At 45.5% G+C, this 18,561-nt stretch carries 18 protein-coding genes; 9 read left to right on the forward strand and 9 right to left on the reverse strand.

The annotated features are described in order from the left end of the window. Positions 1–136 precede the first annotated feature (136 nt). From tsaB to AC5JPO_RS11415, 5 genes are all read left to right on the forward strand, one after another. On the forward strand, positions 137–838 hold the full coding sequence (tsaB, locus tag AC5JPO_RS11395) for a tRNA (adenosine(37)-N6)-threonylcarbamoyltransferase complex dimerization subunit type 1 TsaB (protein ID WP_443526052.1): 702 nt from the start codon (positions 137–139) through the stop codon (positions 836–838). A gap of 115 nt (positions 839–953) precedes the next feature. Then, positions 954–1,796, forward strand: coding sequence for an undecaprenyl-diphosphate phosphatase (locus tag AC5JPO_RS11400; RefSeq protein ID WP_319051453.1), 843 nt, complete (start codon positions 954–956; stop codon positions 1,794–1,796). A gap of 57 nt (positions 1,797–1,853) precedes the next feature. Beyond that, complete coding sequence (locus tag AC5JPO_RS11405) at positions 1,854–2,753, forward strand: class I SAM-dependent methyltransferase (protein ID WP_443525802.1); 900 nt, start codon at positions 1,854–1,856, stop codon at positions 2,751–2,753. Positions 2,754–3,043: 290 nt separating this feature from the next. Then, a complete protein-coding gene (gene ubiA / locus AC5JPO_RS11410) occupies positions 3,044–3,961 on the forward strand; it encodes a 4-hydroxybenzoate octaprenyltransferase (RefSeq protein ID WP_443526054.1) in 918 nt (305 codons plus the stop codon). Then, positions 3,954–4,613 carry a DUF4112 domain-containing protein gene (locus tag AC5JPO_RS11415; protein ID WP_443525804.1) on the forward strand — a complete coding sequence of 220 codons (660 nt, stop codon included), beginning with the start codon at positions 3,954–3,956 and terminating at the stop codon, positions 4,611–4,613. The genes ubiA and AC5JPO_RS11415 overlap by 8 nt, the downstream gene beginning before the upstream one ends. A gap of 242 nt (positions 4,614–4,855) precedes the next feature. Here AC5JPO_RS11415 and AC5JPO_RS11420 read toward each other — a convergent pair whose 3' ends face one another. From AC5JPO_RS11420 to ispZ, 6 genes are all read right to left on the reverse strand, one after another. After that, the gene (locus tag AC5JPO_RS11420) at positions 4,856–5,497 is read right to left on the reverse strand and encodes a hypothetical protein (protein WP_443525806.1); all 642 of its coding nucleotides are present in this window, start codon (positions 5,495–5,497) and stop codon (positions 4,856–4,858) included. A gap of 79 nt (positions 5,498–5,576) precedes the next feature. After that, entirely contained in the window at positions 5,577–6,011 is a 435-nt protein-coding gene (locus AC5JPO_RS11425) for a secondary thiamine-phosphate synthase enzyme YjbQ (RefSeq protein WP_443525808.1), read from the reverse strand. A 103-nt stretch (positions 6,012–6,114) separates the two neighbouring features. Then, the gene (mnmC1, locus tag AC5JPO_RS11430) at positions 6,115–8,187 is read right to left on the reverse strand and encodes an FAD-dependent 5-carboxymethylaminomethyl-2-thiouridine(34) oxidoreductase MnmC1 (RefSeq protein ID WP_443525810.1); all 2,073 of its coding nucleotides are present in this window, start codon (positions 8,185–8,187) and stop codon (positions 6,115–6,117) included. 135 nt (positions 8,188–8,322) lie between these two features. Further along, positions 8,323–8,760 (reverse strand): SH3 domain-containing protein, encoded by a 438-nt coding sequence (locus AC5JPO_RS11435; RefSeq protein WP_443525812.1) that lies wholly within the window; start codon positions 8,758–8,760, stop codon positions 8,323–8,325. Beyond that, entirely contained in the window at positions 8,757–9,074 is a 318-nt protein-coding gene (locus tag AC5JPO_RS11440; RefSeq protein ID WP_443525813.1) for a YciI family protein, read from the reverse strand. Before AC5JPO_RS11440 ends, AC5JPO_RS11435 begins: the two co-directional genes overlap by 4 nt. 120 nt (positions 9,075–9,194) lie before the next feature. After that, positions 9,195–9,746 (reverse strand): septation protein IspZ, encoded by a 552-nt coding sequence (ispZ, locus tag AC5JPO_RS11445; RefSeq protein ID WP_443525815.1) that lies wholly within the window; start codon positions 9,744–9,746, stop codon positions 9,195–9,197. Positions 9,747–10,154: 408 nt separating this feature from the next. Between ispZ and AC5JPO_RS11450 the strand changes: the two genes are divergently transcribed. Next, complete coding sequence (locus AC5JPO_RS11450) at positions 10,155–11,036, forward strand: PHP domain-containing protein (RefSeq protein WP_443525817.1); 882 nt, start codon at positions 10,155–10,157, stop codon at positions 11,034–11,036. Between the two features lie 290 nt (positions 11,037–11,326). Next, complete coding sequence (locus AC5JPO_RS11455; protein ID WP_443525819.1) at positions 11,327–12,784, forward strand: GGDEF domain-containing protein; 1,458 nt, start codon at positions 11,327–11,329, stop codon at positions 12,782–12,784. Positions 12,785–12,893: 109 nt separating this feature from the next. Here AC5JPO_RS11455 and truD read toward each other — a convergent pair whose 3' ends face one another. Beyond that, positions 12,894–14,144: a tRNA pseudouridine(13) synthase TruD gene (truD, locus tag AC5JPO_RS11460; RefSeq protein ID WP_443525820.1), complete on the reverse strand. Its 1,251-nt coding sequence runs from the start codon at positions 14,142–14,144 to the stop codon at positions 12,894–12,896. Positions 14,145–14,378: 234 nt separating this feature from the next. On the opposite strand from truD, the gene AC5JPO_RS11465 reads away from it, so the two are divergent. Beyond that, positions 14,379–16,022, forward strand: coding sequence for an FAD-dependent oxidoreductase (locus AC5JPO_RS11465; protein ID WP_443525822.1), 1,644 nt, complete (start codon positions 14,379–14,381; stop codon positions 16,020–16,022). 86 nt (positions 16,023–16,108) lie between these two features. Continuing rightward, entirely contained in the window at positions 16,109–16,732 is a 624-nt protein-coding gene (locus AC5JPO_RS11470; RefSeq protein WP_443525823.1) for a GNAT family N-acetyltransferase, read from the forward strand. Positions 16,733–16,784: 52 nt separating this feature from the next. Here the strand turns inward: AC5JPO_RS11470 and AC5JPO_RS11475 are convergent, their stop codons facing one another. Together AC5JPO_RS11475 and gorA are read right to left on the reverse strand one after the other, a co-directional pair. After that, positions 16,785–16,946 carry a hypothetical protein gene (locus tag AC5JPO_RS11475; protein WP_319051467.1) on the reverse strand — a complete coding sequence of 54 codons (162 nt, stop codon included), beginning with the start codon at positions 16,944–16,946 and terminating at the stop codon, positions 16,785–16,787. Positions 16,947–17,195: 249 nt separating this feature from the next. Next, positions 17,196–18,551 carry a glutathione-disulfide reductase gene (gorA, locus tag AC5JPO_RS11480; protein WP_443525826.1) on the reverse strand — a complete coding sequence of 452 codons (1,356 nt, stop codon included), beginning with the start codon at positions 18,549–18,551 and terminating at the stop codon, positions 17,196–17,198. Positions 18,552–18,561: the final 10 nt, after the last annotated feature.

Genomic DNA, 18,561 nt, shown 5'->3' on the forward strand with positions numbered 1-18,561 from the left:
ATGCTATGATAGGCGCTGTTTTACCCTGTCAGGATTTTTGCAGTATATCGATTAATAATGACCATTAATAATGATTGTAAATACTCATCAAAATCTGACATGCCCTAGACTGCCAAAAGTATAAGCCGAGGTTGTGATGTTTTTAGCAATGGATACCGTGTTCGATCAGTGTTCGATCGCGATTTTAGATTCGAGTGGGCAGGTGCTGTCGAGCCATACCGAAACAGGTAAACGCCAGCAGACTCAGCAGATTTTACCGATGATTGATGCTGCACTATCTGAGGCGCAGCTAGGTCTTGCTGATATACAAGCATTGATATTCAATCGCGGTCCAGGGGCGTTCAGTGGTATCCGTATCAACACGGCAGTTGTGCAGGCACTATCGGTCGCACATGACTTGCCTTGTGTGGGCGTCTCTAGTCTACAAGCGATTGCACAATGTGCGTATCAGAAATACGGTCTAACACATATATACAGCGCCCTTGATGCGCGTATGCAGCAAGTCTATTTTGGACAGTATGAAGTAGCTGTAGATGATCAGTCAGATCACGGTATCATGCAGCCAGTATTGGATGATAGTAGCGACAGTACAGAACAGCTATTAGATTATGATCGCCAAACCGCACTAAACCTACCTATTGCGGGTAATGGTGCGACGCTATTAGCGCTACATGACCAGCAAGCTTACCATGAAGATGTCTGGCCAGATGCGGTCATTATCGGACAGCTTGGTATAGCCCAGTTTGCAAAGTCTGGTGGTACTGAGGCTGCACAGGCTCTACCAAAATATCTACGTAATCAAGCTTGGAAAACACTAAAAGAGCAAGGTAAAGCATAGATCTTACTGTGGAAAAATACCAATTACTATAAGACCAACGTCAACATAGGACAGCCAATCGGTCTGTTCTTAGCTCAGCCTGTTTTTGGGCCCCTCTATTTTTAGGAAAGTCACCGTGGATATCATTTTATTAATTCAAGCTGTCATCATGGGTATCGTTGAGGGTATCACTGAGTTTTTACCCATCTCTAGCACGGGCTACTTGATTTTATCAGCAGATGTCATGGGGTTTTGGACCAAAGAAAAAGTTGATCTGTTTGTGGTCGTCGTACAGCTTGGCGCTATTTTGGCGGTGATATATGACTATTGGGGTAGACTGTGGCAAGCGCTAATGGGCCTCATAACAGGTAAAGCAGACGGCATGACCAATCCAAGGCAGCTGGGACTGAGCCTAATTGTCGCGACCATCCCTGTCATGATCGTTGGCTTTACCTTTGCCGATGAAATCAAAGCGTATCTATTCAACCCTATTGTTGTAGCCATCATGCTTATCATCGGTGGTCTATTGATATTTTATGTTGAAAAACGTCCTAAGACAGTCATCGCGGCAGAGGCAGAAGATGTCAGTATGAAAACGGCACTCATGATTGGACTATTTCAGTGTCTGGCATTGATACCAGGGACGTCGCGCTCAGGCGCTACGATTATTGGCGCGTTATGGCTTGGGGTTTCGCGCAAGGCTTCTGCAGAGTTTTCCTTCTTTTTGGGTATCCCTGTCATCGTCGGCGCAGCATTATTAGATTTGCTCAAGCATGGAGATGTCCTGAGTAATAGTGAAGACTGGTTGGTACTGGGTATCGGAACTATCGTATCATTCGTGGTGGCATTACTCTGTATTCGCTTACTGGTAGCATGGGTGAGCCGTCGTGATTTTACTATCTTTGCTTGGTTGCGCATCATCACAGGTGTCATCGTATTGGTAGCGGCTTGGGGTTTTGGCTATCAAATGGCAGGCTAGAGGTGCATGATGGTGTCAGGCAGTACCGATAAAATCAGTAGCAAAAGGATGATGGTTATGACAGCTCTGCCTCAAACACACAGTAAAACGTATGCTGTAGTACATTGTCAACTGTTCTATGTCAATGATAGTCAGCACGCACAAATTGAGCATCTGCTGTCATTGATAGACGAGCACGAACTGCCAATTGTCTTGGACACTCAACTCTCCACAGAGAAACTCACGCAAAAGCGTCGGCAGCAATTGAGCGAAACAACCTCTAAGCCTATATTATGGCTCGATGAGAAAAACAAGCTGTCATGGCTCAGTGATGGGCTCAGTGTGGCACCTGAATGGGACAAGTTGCAGCGCCGCGTAGTCAGTGCTGGCCGGAAGTCTGAACTGCTATTACAAGCAGCAAAAATCACAGCAGACAGTCAGGTTATCGATGCAACGGCTGGCTTTGGTCATGATAGTTTGATATTGGGTAGTACGGGTGCACGCGTGACGATGCTCGAGCAGCAACCTTTGATGGCGCTACTTTTACTTGCAGAGCAGCAGCGTATGAGTGCGTACCCCAATTGGCAGAAGCTTATGGGGCGTCTACAAATTATTAATACCGATGCACTCAGTTATTTTGTCAGACTGGATACTGAGTTGGCAGTAGATGATACGACTGCAATTGATGTGGTATACCTAGACCCTATGTTTCCAGAGGATAGCTATCAAGATACCAAAACAGGCAAAGGTGCAAAAGTAGGTAAGCACATGCAAGCGCTGCACCAGTTGGCTCATCCACCAACGCCAGATGAAGAGCGACAACTGTTAAATGGTGCGCAGACAGTGGTGAGTCGAAACTTGTCAGGGCAGGGTCGCGTGGTCGTAAAGCGTCCTCAATTTGCACCATTGCTTGCTGAACAGCCTGCTAGTGAAAGCTGGCATAATGAAGCCGTACGCTTTGATGGGTATTTCGTTTAACCAAGACTTTGTTCAAATAGGCAATTTGCTGAATGGCTTAACATTACCGCCTTTAATGTTACAGGGTTTAATATTAAAGCAGCAGCCATCAAAGTACTTAGCATTCAAGTGCTTAAAATTAGAATACTTAGGATTACAGTACCTAAAAACACTTAACATGAACATCAAAGCATTCGAAATAAAAATATCGTATCAATGAAGCATTCTTACCATTCAAGCTTTAGTCGACGTAGACCAATCAAAGCGACAAGCATAGAGACCATCATACTATGACACAAACCAGCTCTTCCATGACGCTCAAGGACAAGCTTTACGCTTATATGCAGCTGACACGCTTTGATAAGCCAGTGGGTATTGAGCTATTGCTGTGGCCAACGTTATGGGGCGTGATGTTAGCAGCGATGGGGCAGGCGCAGCAGCAAGGAATGACAGCAGGCTTGCCAAGCCTCAAGATATTTGTGATATTTGCGCTTGGGGCGATTTTTATGCGCGCCGCTGGCTGTGCGATTAATGATTTTGCTGATCGCAAAGTAGATGGACATGTGACTCGAACTAAAGGTCGTCCATTAGCAGATGGACGTTTATCTGGTAAAGAAGCCATTGCTGCGTTTTTGGTATTAGTGTTGCTAAGCGCCAGTTTGCTATTTTCCTTACCGATTGCTGTATTTTATTGGTCGCTTGGCGCAGTCATATTGGCGTTCATTTATCCATTTATGAAGCGCTATACGTATTTGCCGCAAGTATTTTTGGCAGCGGCTTTTGGATGGGCAATACCAATGGCTTATGTGGCGGTGCAAGGTGCTCCTGATATATGGTGTTGGTTGTTATTTTTAGCATATATGTGCTGGACAGTAGCGTATGACACGCAGTACGCCATGGCAGATCGCGAAGATGATCTTAAGATAGGGGTCAAGTCAACAGCAATATTATTCGGTCGCTATGATGTGATTATCATCTCAATACTTCAAATGCTATTTTTGCTCATTATGGGCACGGTGATGTGGCACTATTTTGCGCCAACCACGCTAGGTATTACGCCAATATTCGGATTGGCATTGGTGGCGATGATGTTTGCCAAACAGAATAGTGCGTGTGCCAGTCGTCATGCACAGGCTTGTTTTCAGGCATTCTTAGCCAATATTTGGGTAGGGCGTTATGTTTTTGCGCTTGTAGCAGTGACGTGTATATGGACGACGCTAAATGGATAAGTTCAATAAATTGCCGAGATTTAAAGCAAAAAAAACATCTGGGGCGAACAAGTCAGTCATAGATTATCAGGAAAAACTTGCTGAGCATGGACTGACGCGCGAGCAAGCGATCGCCACTGAGCGTAAATTAGCAAAGTTTGCCAATACGATGGATTCGCTAGTACGAGTGCCTTTTACCAAACAGGGCATGGGTGCCGATGCGGCGCTCTCAACCATTCCTCTCGCAGGTGATTTGGCGGGGCTGGCATTGACCAGCTATGCTTTTATATTAGGTCGTCAGTTGGGTGTGCCTGCCCATAAAATGACGCCCGCTGTGAGATTGGCACTGATTGATATGGTCGTGGGTATCGTGCCAGGTATCGGTACGCTGCTAGATGTTTTTATTCGTCCTAGTCGCAAGACGCTGGGTATCGTGCACGAGCATTTACACCATGAGTATGGTATTACTGAAACCATGCATATGGATCGGCCTTTTTTGCATCAGTCACTAGAGGACAAACAGCAGCATAGCCGCTTCGGCGCTTTTTGGCGCAATCCTATCGTGGCTTGGCTGTACTTGCATATCCCTGATATGCTGGGGCTAATCGTGCTTGTATTCATCGGCTGGGGTGTATGGACGATAATAAGTTGGCTGGTCGGACTCTTTAGTTAATCGGCTGGTTTTAGTTAATTGACTGTTTTTATTCAACTGACTGTTTTTACTAAACTGACTAGGCTCGGTTAACTATAATCACGTATCAAAAAACTGAGTCGTATAAATAAAGTCCAGTAAGCAGTTATGAATACACAACCATAGAAAAGGCGGCAACGATAGTAGCGTTCGCTGCCTTTTTTGGTTCAAAATAAAGGGTTGAATAAAAGAGTAAAGCCGTGAATAAAAGAGAGTATGAAGCGTTACTCAGTGATGACTTCGGCTTCAGCACTGATAGCATCAAAACTGGTCACGGTATCGTTTTGGATAAAATCAATGGTGCCACCTCCTGCATGACTCACTAGTTGGATACTGCCGTCAGTTGAGCGATAAGTGGGATTGTTCCCTTGACCTTCTGGCGCGCTGAGCGTGATTTTCGGTTGGTTAGGACGGGTGACAATCGCGTTGAGTAGTCCTGCAGCTGAGGTCTCAAAGACGACCGATAAGCTATCGCCCGCGTCATTTTTATAACGGACATCGGTGATTTGTGCACCTTTAATGGCTTGCTCTGGATTAGGTGCAGCAGCACTGTTCGTAGCAGGGGCAGTGCCTTCTAGATTTTGTTCTAGTTCAGCCAAACTCATATCGCGCTCTGAATCAGTGTCAGTCTGTACTTGGTCTTGGGGTTTGTTCACGCCGTTATCGTCAGATTCATCTACATTGATATTTGTCGTGACAGGCGCGGTTTGTGTTGATGTCTCAGCGACAGGCTCATTTGATGTATCAGGTTCTGGCGTTTCTTGGCAGGCAGTCAATAGCAGTACACTCAAAACAACAGCAGTGGTCTTGAAGTAGTCAGGTTTAGCGTTTGCAAAGCCTAGAGATCTTAATATAAAAGCTATCATAGTCGGGTTTATCCGTTAGCGCGCGATGTCAATGAGGTAATATGCAAGCATTAACCTGCTATCTACTCACCGTATATTATTACGTATTGATGGTAATAACCAGCTTGCGCTGTCCGCCATATCCAGTCATGTTCCTATGCTCACATAGATAGATCCCTTGCCACATACCCAGTCCTAACCTACCGTCGATGAGTGGGATGGTTAAACTGACGCCCAGCATCATGCTTTTGAGATGAGCTGGTAGATCATCAGAGCCCTCCAAGGTGTGACGATACTGTGGCTGATTCTCCGGTGCAATTTTATTGAGCCACTCTTCAGTGTCTAATCTGACATCTGGATCAGCATTTTCATTGATAGTGAGACTGGCTGATGTGTGCGGTAGAAATAAATGAACCAGCCCTACCTTGGCAGTGCGAGGTATCAGCTGAGTAATTGCATCTTCGATAATAGGAGTGATGATATGAATGCCACGGGCATAGGCGGGTAGCGTGATGGTCGTTTGGTGATAGCTCATAGGATAGTGTCTCATTGTTGGAACCAACGTTGAGTAAAGATACCACACGACAGTACGAACCGTGAATAGTACGGTCTTTACGTAGATATCATATTAGGTTACCTCAAACGAGCGGTGTTTGTAAGCGTGTACGATTGGGAGATAGGCGTGCGAGCATCGCCTCAGATAGCGGTGCAAATGATCCTAGCATCATATCTGCTAATGCTTCAGCGCATATAGGTGCTAATGCATAGCCTTTTGCGCCCATCGCGCTCATGGTCCAAATTCGCTGACTGTGTGCCAGCTGCCCTACGATTGGATGATAGTCAGGCGTCTGAGTGCGAATACCAGCACGTCCTTGCCACTTACTAGTATCTACTGGGACAATAGACGCCATCTCGGGAATAGCAGTGATCAGCTTGTCTCGGCTAATCTGATGCTCTTCATCTCTTACATTAGTATCCGTATCGTTACGTATAAAGCTTGCACCTAGTAATAGATAGGGCTCGCCAGCGATGACAGTGTTCAGCTCACTATCGCCTGTTTGTGCGTTAAATAGCGCACAGTAACCGTTATATTTCAGCGGTATTTTGGGCAGGTTTGCCATCTGCTCTACGGTAGGTATAAACCAAGACAGTTGCCCACGAATCTTACGGCAATCAAATATCCGCTCATCCAATTGATGACTCTCAAACGCCGCGCAAATGACGATATTATCAGCAGTGATAGTGTCATGATTTTTATCAATGCCTTCGATACGAACTTGCTGCTCAGTTTCGGTAATTTTATTCACTTCTAACTGCTGAAAGCGGATGAGTGGATGCGTCAGTATGATGTTCTTTAACGCTTGCGGGTTGACCAACCCAGATTCAGGCAAATATAGATTATCTAATAAGTTCTGATTTTTTAGCGTAGTAAGATCCTGCGCCTGTTTAGCGGGCAGGGTAGTTGCCATCTCATTAGGATAGTCTGCAATCTGCTCGGTACCGACATTAGACTTTATCAATAAATCGAGTGCACCAGTTGGTTCCAGTACTGGCGCTGTATCAATCTGCGAGGCTTTCTGGTTGAAGTCTCGATAGAGTCTATTGCTATACAGATAACCGATAGTGTGCAGGTGTTCATCGACGTGATGAATCGGTGTCATTTTGGGCGCAAGTAATGCGCGCGGATTGCCTGAAGCTCCTGCTAAGGGTGCTGATTTATCTAATAAGGTGACAGTAATGCCGCGATTGGCAAGAGACCAAGCCGTGAGTAGCCCTGAGACACCAGCCCCAATGACGACGGTGTGATCGAATATAGTGCGGGTCGTTTTTTGATATTTATCGTCACGATCAATATCTTGATCAATATTAACATTAACATTGTCATGACTAGCATCAAAACCGTCTGCATCTATCATCACAGCCGTGAGCATCTCACGTTTTCGTCCAAAGCCTTTTACTTTTTTAATTTGAAAACCGTGTTCTTTCAGTCCGCGTTTGACGATGCCGGCACAGCTATAAGTGGCGGCAGTAGTGCGCGGGCCTGATAGACGCTGCATTTGTGCAAAGATACTGTCAGCCCACAAGGTGCTATTGCAAGAAGGCGCAAAGCCATCCAAAAACCAAGCATCGATATGAGGCACAGACGAATACTGATGACTGACTGCCAGTTTGCTCAGGCTATCCGCGGCATCCCCAAACCACATATCGACGGTTAAATTGTCATAAGAAAAACTTAAGCGGTGACAACCTGCAATAAGTGGCGGGTATGCTGCCAAAAGTAATTCGATAAATCTTGAGAGCTCGGGGGCGCGCTGACGCCATAAAGCAAGTATATGAGTCAGATCTGCATATGGTATAGGAAATTTTTCAGTGGTAATAAAGTGGAGACGCGCATCTGCTAGGTGTGAATGAGTGTCGCGCAGCTGTCGCCATAACTGCCAGGTTGCCAGTAGGTTTAGCCCAGTACCAAATCCCAATTCCGCAATCGTAAAGCATTGTTTTGGTGCAAGGCGGGTCAAACGTTCTGACAACTGATTGTGTGCCAAAAACACATGACGTGTCTCTGCTAGACCATCCGCATGCGAAAAATACACATCCCCAAACTCATCAGATACCGGCACCATGTTGCCAGTATCATCCATCTGCCAATCAATCTTAGCAGGCGTGATAACGTTTGAGAACTTAGCATTTTGAGGGTTAGCGATAGACATGGGAGGTTCTTAGCTGCAGTAGTTGTATCGTCAGGGTATTGTTGGTGATAGAGCTGATATCTCAAAGTACAGTATGGTATAGCAGAAAAAGATAATCGAAAGCTAAAGTCATGAAAGTCACGTATAGCAACTAGCCTACCAGCGCTCACGGCGAACAAACACCAGCCACGAGATAAAAATACCGACCAACAAGCTAATCAATACCGTAAATGCACCATACAAAAACAGCTGACCTTTACTCTCGTACACTAAGACGTTCGCTTGGGTCTGTAAGTCGTTCACTTGACGCTGCAATTGCGCATTACGGCTGAGCAGCTCTTGATTGGCAGCTGACAGTGCTTTCGAGGACGGTTGCAGTTGTGCAGCCAACGTATCATTGATATCTAGCGCAGAGTTTTTGGTTGCGCCAGTGCCCGCTGCAGGTTGGGTTGTCATCGGCGTCGCTGATGGTTCGGTGACATTAGTTTCAGTCACTATTGGCGCGGCATGCGCTGAGGCAGCTGCCAATAGCAATAGGCTGGCCACGCTGTTTTTTGAGAATCGATTGTTCAAATAATGGACGCTCCAACTCACGATGCAGCTACTTTGTCAGTTGGCGCTGGCAATGCTTGGATAAAAGGTTTGATATCCACATGGCTATATACGCCATCACGTAAGTAGGGCTCATCATTTGCCCATGCCTGCGCCGATTCGATAGAGTCAAAATCAGCAATAATAAGGCTGCCTGACATGTCGTTTTTTCCATGTTCAATAGGCGTTGGACCTGCAATAACCAGACGGTCTTCACGACTCAAAGCCTGTAACCGCTCAATATGCTCTGTACGAGTAATCAGACGTTGCGCGCTGCTGTTGGCCACATCATGGCCAATAATGACAAATAAAGACATGAGACTTCCTTAGTGAGTAATAGAGCATGATAATTGATGCAAAAGACATTTTACAACGCTAAAGGTTTGTTACTATTGATATTTAGCGGTAGCTTGATTGTCATCATAAGACAACCTGTGTTATTTGGTGGCTTTATCTGTCAATGCAGGATTTAGGTGTTTTTTCAGTACAGCAAACTGAGCCACGACGAACACCAGCATGATTGGAATCCAGCCATAAGTTTTGAAGTTAATCCACGCTTCATCTGACATTGTGAACGCTGTGATATAATGTAATACAGCCATAAGCGCAAAAAACAATGCCCAAGCGACGGTCAGCTTTTTCCAACCGCTGATTGTCAGGGTAAATACCTCTTTCATTGCAAGCTGCATCAAGGGCTTATTAATAGCAGCACTAACAAATAGCGTTAACGCAAAGATACCGTTGATAATGGGCGACTTCCAGCGCAGATAGATGTCGTCACGCAGCAGCAACGTACCACCGCAAAATAAAATGGTTAATAATAGGACGACCCATTGCTGCTTATCAAATTTGCCTTTTTGGCGAATAAAGTGAATGGCATAAACGATGATAGTGGCGATGAGCAAAGCCCCTGCCGCTGCCAGGATACCACTGTAACGAGCAGCGATAAAAAAGGCAATCAAGGGGATAAAGTCTAATAATGCTTTCATAGCAAAGATGGTGTCCAACAAAAACGTATGGGGTAGTTTACACGTCTACCGCACCAAAAAAAAGCAATCAGCATGATAATACTTCGATATAAGCAACCTATCGAGTACCCCTTTCTTACGGTGGCTAATGACTTTTGACCAGTACTTGCAGCTAGGAAATAAGCGACTGGGCAAATATAACGTCATAAGTTAGACATAACGATTAAATACGGCAATGATAACTCTCACGTTTAGCAGCTGTCCGAGGCGTTATTTGTAACAATAATAACAATAGTAATTAGTGATAGCAGCATTGACGTTTGCCACTGAACTTACCTTGCACTTTATAGCATTCAAAAAAATATAATATTCAAACAAATCATAGTACTTAGAAAAACCATAGTACTCAGAAAAATTAAGGCTAAACTTATGAAATACGATTTACATTGCCACAGTACCTGCTCGGATGGGACTTATGCGCCAACTGAAGTGGTCAGTCGCGCTCACGCCGCGGGTGTCAATATTCTGGCATTAACTGACCATGACACGCTGGCAGGAATTGACGAAGCAAGAGCCGCTGCTACTGCCTATGATATGCAACTGATCAATGGGGTTGAAATCAGCTGTGAACATACACTGAGCGGCGGCTACGGGAAGAACAAATCTACCAACAAGATCATTCATGTGCTTGGGCTAGATTTCGCTGATCGCGACAAAATGCACGCGACTTTGCAGCAATTACAAGACAGTCGGGCGACACGTGGTCAGCGTATTACCGAAAAGCTCAGCGAGCTGTTGGATATTGACTTCGATGAGCTATGGCAAGCGATTCTCAATAAGGCAGGTGGTAATCCGCAAGCTGTTGGACGGGCTCATATTGGGCAAGTGCTATTTGAGCGAGGCGAGGTCAAAACCGTCCAAAAAGCCTTTGATAAGTATTTGGCAGATAACAAGCCTGCCTATGTGGCAATCGAGGCATTGACGATGCAGCATGGTATTGATCTGATCCATGCTTGTGGGGGTAAAGCAGTACTTGCCCATCCCACGCGTTATCAGCTATCAGCCACACGAGTCCGTAAGCTGATACAGGAGTTTGCACAGCTTGGCGGTGATGCTTGTGAGCTACCAGCGACCAGTGAGCCGGTAAGTACGCGTAGAATGGTTGATCGTAGTATTGCTGAGCACAATCTTGTCACCTCAATCGGTAGTGACTTTCATGGCAGCAATATGCCATGGCGACGCTTGGGAGATGTGCCTGTATTAAATGCAGATCAGCAAGGCGTTTGGGAGTCATTTAAAACGCTGTCTTGATCCAAAAAATATTCTATTTTTATCGTCTTGTTAGAACAATGTCAGATACTGGTGCTGGCTATTTAGGTGACTGATTAAGCAGCTGGCAAGACTCAATACTTATAATTAGGCATTATTACAACCATAAAACAATTATTGATAAATAAATGCATAAAACAGATTGATAATGCAGACAGAACTTGTAACACTTGAAGCGTTAGTTATAGAGTTTATCAAGGATATTACAACTTTTAGTTTGGTCTCAACGCCTATAAATTCAGGGCGTTTAATTTTTCTGTGGTAGCCCGTTTATGGCTGTATCGATCTCTCATCTTGGATACAAAAAGCTCTCTCAAATGATTTTTGAGTGGCAAGCGGTTGATCGAACGTCATTGTTGGCGCTATTTATTGTCATGGAAGTGTCACTACATTGGCTATGGTGTTTGTTGGTTTGGTTGCAACAAGATGCCGTTGAGAGCTATGTCAATATACATTATCTGTATCCGTTGTGGTTTGGCATCAGTTTGACGGGCTTGTTTTTTTTGTGCATGTACAAATATCTGCCGCATACGGAGAATAAAAACGACGCTCTGGATGAGTGGCAGATTGCTTTAGTTTTGATCTATACCTTCTATATTGCCACTGTCATCGTCGTCATAGGCTATAGCAGCTTGTTTGCAGGTGTCTCAGTGGTCGGCGGTGCGATGCTAGGGATGATGCTGATCAAGCGTCGCTATGCTTGGCGGATGTTTTGGCTACAAATAAGCCTAATGCTAATAGCTATTATCGTACCTTATTTTGGTGTTAGTTTACCCAATTTGCGCCAGTTGACAGTTATCCATCCTCTGATAGATACACATAACTACCTGACTTACAACGAGCTCATGGCGATTGAAAATGCCATCGCTGCTTCGGCTTTTGAAAACAATATATTAGAGTGGGAAAGCATCAGTGAGGTGCAGCGCTCATCAGCTTTCTTCTGGCGTTCAACGCATTTGTATCTGGCGCTACCCAAAGCAATTTTTATTGTATATATGTTTCGCTCTTTGCTATTGGTGTTAGATGATAGCCGACAAGAAACCTTGCAACATGCCAATCAAGACGGACTTACCCAGCTAAAAAACCGCCGCTATGGTCTAAAAAAGATGAAGTATACCTTGGCAACAGTACAAGATCATCAAGATTTGAGCGTTATGCTGTTGGATTTGGATTGGTTCAAACGGATCAATGACAACTATGGTCATGATGTGGGCGATCAGGTTTTGATTGAAGTATCTCAGACGCTATCCCAGTCGTTATCGGATGAAGCAATCATTAGCCGATATGGTGGTGAAGAGTTCTTGATTGTACTACCAAACACACAGCATGATAGCGCTATGGTGATTGCTGAGCAGTTGCGATTGAGCATCGCTGACAAGGCGATTAGTCTCAATAACATGTTTGAATTTAATGTCACAGCAAGCTTTGGTTTGTATACCTTAACTCATGAAGAAAGAGCGTGTATCGCCAAAACATACAAATCCATTTTGCAGAAAAGAATATTGCCTCAATCAGAGACAGTGCCGCTCATTAAACCAATTGCCACCCAACGAGCTGAAAATATGGCATCCATGCAAAAACTGCCAAGCGACATCTGTCAGCGGCTTATCAGTGCTGCGGATAAAGCCCTATATGAAGCCAAGCATCGTGGTCGCAACCAAGTCGTGAGCGCCAATAAAATGCTCAACGACACAACTGGCGGGACGCACACGCTCTATAAAAAACGCTAGTGGTTACGTTATGGCTAGTAGCTACTATAAAAAAGCAACTATATAAAAATAGCCGTTACGTAAAAGTAGCCGCTATGTGAATCCTGCTATATATCAGTCAATCACGCAATCATGACTCAAGCTGCTGTACCACGCTTGCTAATACACTTGTCGCAAAGCTACCTGTGGTCAATGTGAAATTCAATACCAGCGTCTGATCATCAGACCACTGCCATTTTAGCTGCTCAATAGGTAGTCTCAGCGCGCGTCGTTGTGCTTTTATATCACGCTGCTCTAATCCCGTTGCTAGCTGTTTGAGTAATGCGCTGTGCTGAATTACTTTCTTTTCTTGCTCAGCGGCACTACTACTGACTTTATCATTGTCGGTGCCCCACATGGCAGCAGTGGGATGTATATCGCCACTATCAAGGCGTGCACGCAATGTCTCATCCAAGGTCTCACTGGTAAATATAGACCCTGAACCGTCCAGATTAAACACTTCACCTGCTAGCCCTTTATTCCAGCTCTCATCACGTACGCGCGCTGCCAGTATCTCATTAAATATCAAGCTGCGTGCTGCAGATAGCTCCATAGTGTTTTGTTCTCTCGGCGCACGCTTACTCTTTTTTGGTTGCGGACGATGCTCGCGCGGTGGGCGGGCAAACAGAGACAACGCTTCTTTGATGTTATTGCCTTGCCAACCAAAACGCTGCGGACCAAAGTAATTGGGCACACCGCTGTCACTGATGCACTGCAAATACTGCTCGACACGCTGCTTAGCAGACTGTAATTGCTCAGGCGCTGCTGTATCGTCCTCATTAGACTTTGCGAGGTGAATATCACGCAAGGTAATAATAAAGTGGTTGGCACGGTGGGTACCACGATTAAGCTTTTTATTATGCCAGTGCTGGGCAAGGATAGTGACGGATTCGTGCTCGCCAACGTCTATCGGTGCAAACTCGGTAGGCGGTAATTGTTTTTTGGGTATGCGCAGACTAAACCACTGGGTCGTCAACGCATGACGGTCTTTCAGTCCTGAGTAACCCACATCGCGCAGAGGGATGTCTGCCCACTCTGATAGTAGTTTTGCCAGATATGCGGTGTTCATACCTGACTTCTCTACATGCAGCCACAAGTGTTCGCCTTCGCCCGTAAACTCTAGCGGCAGTATCTCATTGACCACAAAATCTGCAGGACTTGCTTTATAGGTGGCTTGTTGTATCGGCGGGCGATTAGGCTGCGGCAGTCTCGCAGTGTCAGTAATCGCTGCAATATCGATAAGCGTGAGATCCAAACGGTCGATTGAATCGCTAACTGTAGCAGATTGAGTGGCAGAGGTAGGGGTATTGTTGATATCAGTAGAGGTGTCTTGAGAAGTCATAATCTGGTCTTTTATTTTGTGGTGATAAGCAAGAGGGATAACATAAGCAATCGGGTGAGCAATTACGTTTTGCAACGCAGGTAACATACAAAAAAACATCGTGTGTGATGCGGTCTTGCTACTATCAGTACATAGCATACTTAGACAATAGAGTAAGTTGAAATTGTCAGGCTCGGTCTGGTCATTTTCAATGCGCTGTTATTAGGACATTATTATAACTGTTAAGGAAGCATTATGACCAAGGCGATGATCAACACAGTCACCATTAGTAAATCTGATATTTCAAGTGGTGGCATGAAATCTTATAAGCAAGAAGACGATAGTATCATTTTAATCACTCGTGATGACGATGAGTTCCGCGCATTTGATGGCAAGTGCCCACATGCTGGGGCTGATTTGGGCAACGGTCTGCGCTGCGGCAATCGAGTCGTCTGTCCTTGGCATCATGCGAGTTTTGATACCCGTGATGGGTCGTTATTAGAGCCGATAGCAACAGAGGGTTTGACTCAATATGAGCTCATAAGTGATGGTGACAATGTGACCGTTGATACCTCAGCTCAGATAAACAAATCGACAGATAACGATCAGCTCACAGATACACATACCATTATCGTGGGCGGCGGCGGTGCAGGATTTATGACAGCCAATCAATTACGTCACGGTGGCTATGGTGGCAAGATTACATTGATTAGCAAAGAGGATACCGCACCTTATAACCGCCCTTTACTATCAAAAGCATTTTTAGCTGGCAATATGGCCGAAGATAAACTGCTATTAGGCGGCGCAGCGTGGGCCAAAGACAACGATATCGAGTTGCGACTTAATCAAACGGTCAGCGAAGTATTGCCCAATGAGGCGACCATCGTCATAGAAAATGAAAACGGCACTAGCGAGCGAGAGACTGCGGATTTCTTGGTGGTGGCGACAGGTGCATCACCTAGCATTCCGCCCATTACTGGGGCAGATATCGATGGCGTCTACACGTTGCGCAGTATGGCAGATGCCAAACTGATTAAAGCGGCCAGTCATGATCAGCGCGTGGTAATCATTGGTACAGGCTTCATCGGTATGGAGGTTGCCTCTGCATTAGCGCAGGCAGACACGACTGCTTCTATTACGGTGATTGGGCAAGACGACCGCGTGATGGGCAATATCGTATCGGAGACTGTGAGTAATGCGCTGATCAAATTGCATGAAGAAAAAGGCATTAACTTTGTATTTGATGCCACCGTCAATGAAATTACCAAGATTGACCGTCAAGCTGACCAAGACGAAGATAACGAAGCCTTTTCACATGTGGGCGGTGTCACGCTGGCAAGTGGTGAGCACATTGATGCCGATATCGTGGTCTTAGGTACTGGCGTCTCACCGCGCACAGAGATACTGAACGAGGTTAATGACCCAGATGGCGTACAGGTCGATGACCATCTACAGCTGCGCGATGGGGTATATGCGCTAGGCGACATCGCCAAAGCTAGCAATCAGATGGGCCGTATGCGCATCGAACATTGGCGTGTGGCATTGCAGCACGGCATGGTCACGGCAGCTGCTATATTAGGTGATGACAATGTCGACTCATTGGAGGCGCGCATTCCATTCTTCTGGACCATGCAGTATGGCAAGAGCCTACGCTATAGCGGTCATGCCGAGACCCCAGAGCACAATATCCTATTTGGCACGCCAGATACGCTCGACTATATCGAATATTACTTCGATGACGACAGCGAGAACACACGAGCTAGCGCAGCGAGTACGCTCGGACGTGACAAAGAATTGGTCGCGTTCTCTGAGCTATTGCGCCGTGGTCATGCGCCAACGCGCGCGCAGCTCAATGCAGGGTTTGATATTATTGAGCAAGCGCAGGTATTATCGCGCTAGTACTACAAAGCAATACGTATTAATATTTAGACTGGCTTAGGGAACTAAGCCAGTTTTTTTATATGAGTAAAAAGGGAAATTATAATATGAGCGAAAATAATATAAATAACAGTAACATACATATAGACTCTTCCAATAAAGAATCCGTATTTCTACGTAAAGCCACATTGGATGATATCGCTGCACTTGAGCGCTTATTAAATCGCTGCTACCGAGAGACAGCTGGCTGGACCAATGAGGCAGATTTGATTGGTGGTATTAGAACCACGTCAGCCGAGCTTGCTGCCGTTATCAATGACCCTAACCACTATTACTTTGTTTATCCAAAAACAACAACAGGCGAGCGTGAGGCAGAAGAGACGGGCGAGCTACTTGGTTGTATCGCTGTCGATATCAAAACAGATGCTGACGCTAATAAAAAAGCCTATATCGGCATGTTTGCGGTACATCCTAAGCTACAAGGGCAGGGCATAGGGAACGTCCTCTTACAAGCGGCAGAGACTTTTGCAGATCGTCACTTGCAGTCACAGAACCAGCCCAGCCGTCTGACCATGTCTATCTTGAGTCATCGTCCTGAGCTCTTGGCATACTATCAGCGCCGCGGTTATCAGTTCAATGGCAACAAAATGCCGTTTCCAAACGATGGCAATAATGGCGAGCCCAAGCGTGAAGACTTAGAGCTGTTGGAGTTAGAAAAGATAGTGAGCTAAATGTAGGTCTAGCAACAAGTCACTTGAAACGACAATAACATCAAGGCCTCATTTAACCCCAAAAGTGTCCAAAGGTCATAAACAACCCCAAACTTAATAGTAAAAATGCCACAATGATCAAGCGCTTGAACCAGTTAAATGCTGGCAAGCGCGTGGCATTGTCATCAGACATCAGATAAGCAAACAAAAACAATAGGCTCGCTGCTAAGGTCATGATTCCGATGCCAATCGGCAATATAAATAAGTACACCTGCCACACAGTGATCTCTCAACGGTTAGTATTCATCGCATCATAGCAGTATTGGGATTGTACTGTCAGTAAGTGACTCTTTTGTATTTACTATCTGTATTTTTTGATGTTAAAAAATAGAGATATCGGCTATCAGAATATAAAAAGGATGCACAAACGGCATCCTTTTTATATTCAATAAGATTATGAGTAATAGTGCTCGATGCTTAGCGCTCAACGCATTGTCACAAATTCTTCTGAACCAGTCGGGTGAATAGCGACTGTATTGTCAAAATCAGCTTTGGTCGCGCCCATCTTGATCGCGACGGCAAAACCCTGAATCATCTCATCGACACCGAACCCAAGACCGTGTAGACCAATAACCCTCTCCTCATCACCCAAGCATACCAGTTTCATCATGCATTTTTGACGATGCTGAGTCACTGCGCTATACATAGAGGTAAATGTTGATTTGTAGCATTTGATGTTTTCTTTGCCATAATGCTCAATCGCGTCAATCTCAGACAAGCCAATCGTACCGATAGCAGGGTGGGTAAAGATCACGGTCGGTATCAACGTATAGTCCAAATGCTCATCAGGTTTATTATTGAACAAGCGCTCGGATAGACGGCGACCAGCGGCAATCGCTACTGGGGTCAGATCGATACTGTCTTCGATAATATCGCCAACGGCATAGATGTTTTCAACATTGGTATTTTGGAACTTATCGACCTTGATCTTGCCAGTCTCGGTAGTTGCAACGCCAGTCACTTGCAAATTGATATTGTCAGTCGATGGTGCGCGTCCAATCGCCCAAATCAGACAGTCTGTCGTATCTAGGCTGCCGTCTTTGCTACATAACGTCAGGCTATCATCTTCGTTTTTATGAACCTCGGTCAGCGTGGTGTTGGTATGCAAATGTATACCGTCTTGCTCCATCTCTATGAGCAGAGCCTCTACCACACTATGATCAAATGCACGCAGCGGTGAGTGCTGACGGACATACAGGTGCACTTCAGCGCCCAGACTGTTTAACACGCCTGCAATCTCGACAGCGATATATCCAGCGCCCACAATCGCTACGCGCTTTGGCAAATGCCTCAATGCAAAGAAGCCATCAGAATCGATGCCGTACTCTGCGCCTTTGATATCTGGGCGAATAGGATGACCGCCAGTCGCAATCAAGATATGATCAGCGGTAATGAGCTCACCATTGACCTCTACGGTATTGGTATCAACAAACTTAGCAAAGCCTTTGATGACTTCTACGCCGTTTTTGGCCAAGTTATTGTCATAAGAGCGGTGGATATTTTCGATATACTGTTGACGACTCTGTACCAGCTTTTGGAAGTCAAAATCTCGGACATCGACATCAAACCCATAGTCTGGCGCATATTTATGAATGGCTTCGGCAACTTGCGCGCCATACCACATGACTTTTTTGGGGACGCAGCCCAAATTCACACACGTACCGCCCAACTGGTCGGCTTCGATAATGGCGCACTTTTTGCCATAGCTTGCTGCACGGTTGATTGAGGCAATACCGCCGCTACCGCCACCAATGGCGATATAGTCATAATGTTTGGTCATAATAAGGTCT

Source organism: Psychrobacter sp. H25 (assembly GCF_059076335.1).

Bases quoted from the DNA above. Each gene is read 5' to 3' on its own strand.
- AC5JPO_RS11465 (WP_443525822.1), top strand. From the start codon at position 14,379: ATGACCAAGGCGATGATCAACACAGTCACCATTAGTAAATCTGATATT.
- AC5JPO_RS11475 (WP_319051467.1), bottom strand. From the start codon at position 16,946: ATGACCTTAGCAGCGAGCCTATTGTTTTTGTTTGCTTATCTGATGTCT.
- AC5JPO_RS11425 (WP_443525808.1), bottom strand. From the start codon at position 6,011: ATGAGCTATCACCAAACGACCATCACGCTACCCGCCTATGCCCGTGGC.
- AC5JPO_RS11470 (WP_443525823.1), top strand. From the start codon at position 16,109: ATGAGCGAAAATAATATAAATAACAGTAACATACATATAGACTCTTCC.
- ispZ (WP_443525815.1), bottom strand. From the start codon at position 9,746: ATGAAAGCATTATTAGACTTTATCCCCTTGATTGCCTTTTTTATCGCT.
- AC5JPO_RS11420 (WP_443525806.1), bottom strand. From the start codon at position 5,497: ATGATAGCTTTTATATTAAGATCTCTAGGCTTTGCAAACGCTAAACCT.
- mnmC1 (WP_443525810.1), bottom strand. From the start codon at position 8,187: ATGTCTATCGCTAACCCTCAAAATGCTAAGTTCTCAAACGTTATCACG.
- AC5JPO_RS11405 (WP_443525802.1), top strand. From the start codon at position 1,854: ATGACAGCTCTGCCTCAAACACACAGTAAAACGTATGCTGTAGTACAT.
- truD (WP_443525820.1), bottom strand. From the start codon at position 14,144: ATGACTTCTCAAGACACCTCTACTGATATCAACAATACCCCTACCTCT.
- ubiA (WP_443526054.1), top strand. From the start codon at position 3,044: ATGACGCTCAAGGACAAGCTTTACGCTTATATGCAGCTGACACGCTTT.
- AC5JPO_RS11415 (WP_443525804.1), top strand. From the start codon at position 3,954: ATGGATAAGTTCAATAAATTGCCGAGATTTAAAGCAAAAAAAACATCT.
- tsaB (WP_443526052.1), top strand. From the start codon at position 137: ATGTTTTTAGCAATGGATACCGTGTTCGATCAGTGTTCGATCGCGATT.
- gorA (WP_443525826.1), bottom strand. From the start codon at position 18,551: ATGACCAAACATTATGACTATATCGCCATTGGTGGCGGTAGCGGCGGT.
- AC5JPO_RS11440 (WP_443525813.1), bottom strand. From the start codon at position 9,074: ATGTCTTTATTTGTCATTATTGGCCATGATGTGGCCAACAGCAGCGCG.
- AC5JPO_RS11455 (WP_443525819.1), top strand. From the start codon at position 11,327: ATGGCTGTATCGATCTCTCATCTTGGATACAAAAAGCTCTCTCAAATG.
- AC5JPO_RS11450 (WP_443525817.1), top strand. From the start codon at position 10,155: ATGAAATACGATTTACATTGCCACAGTACCTGCTCGGATGGGACTTAT.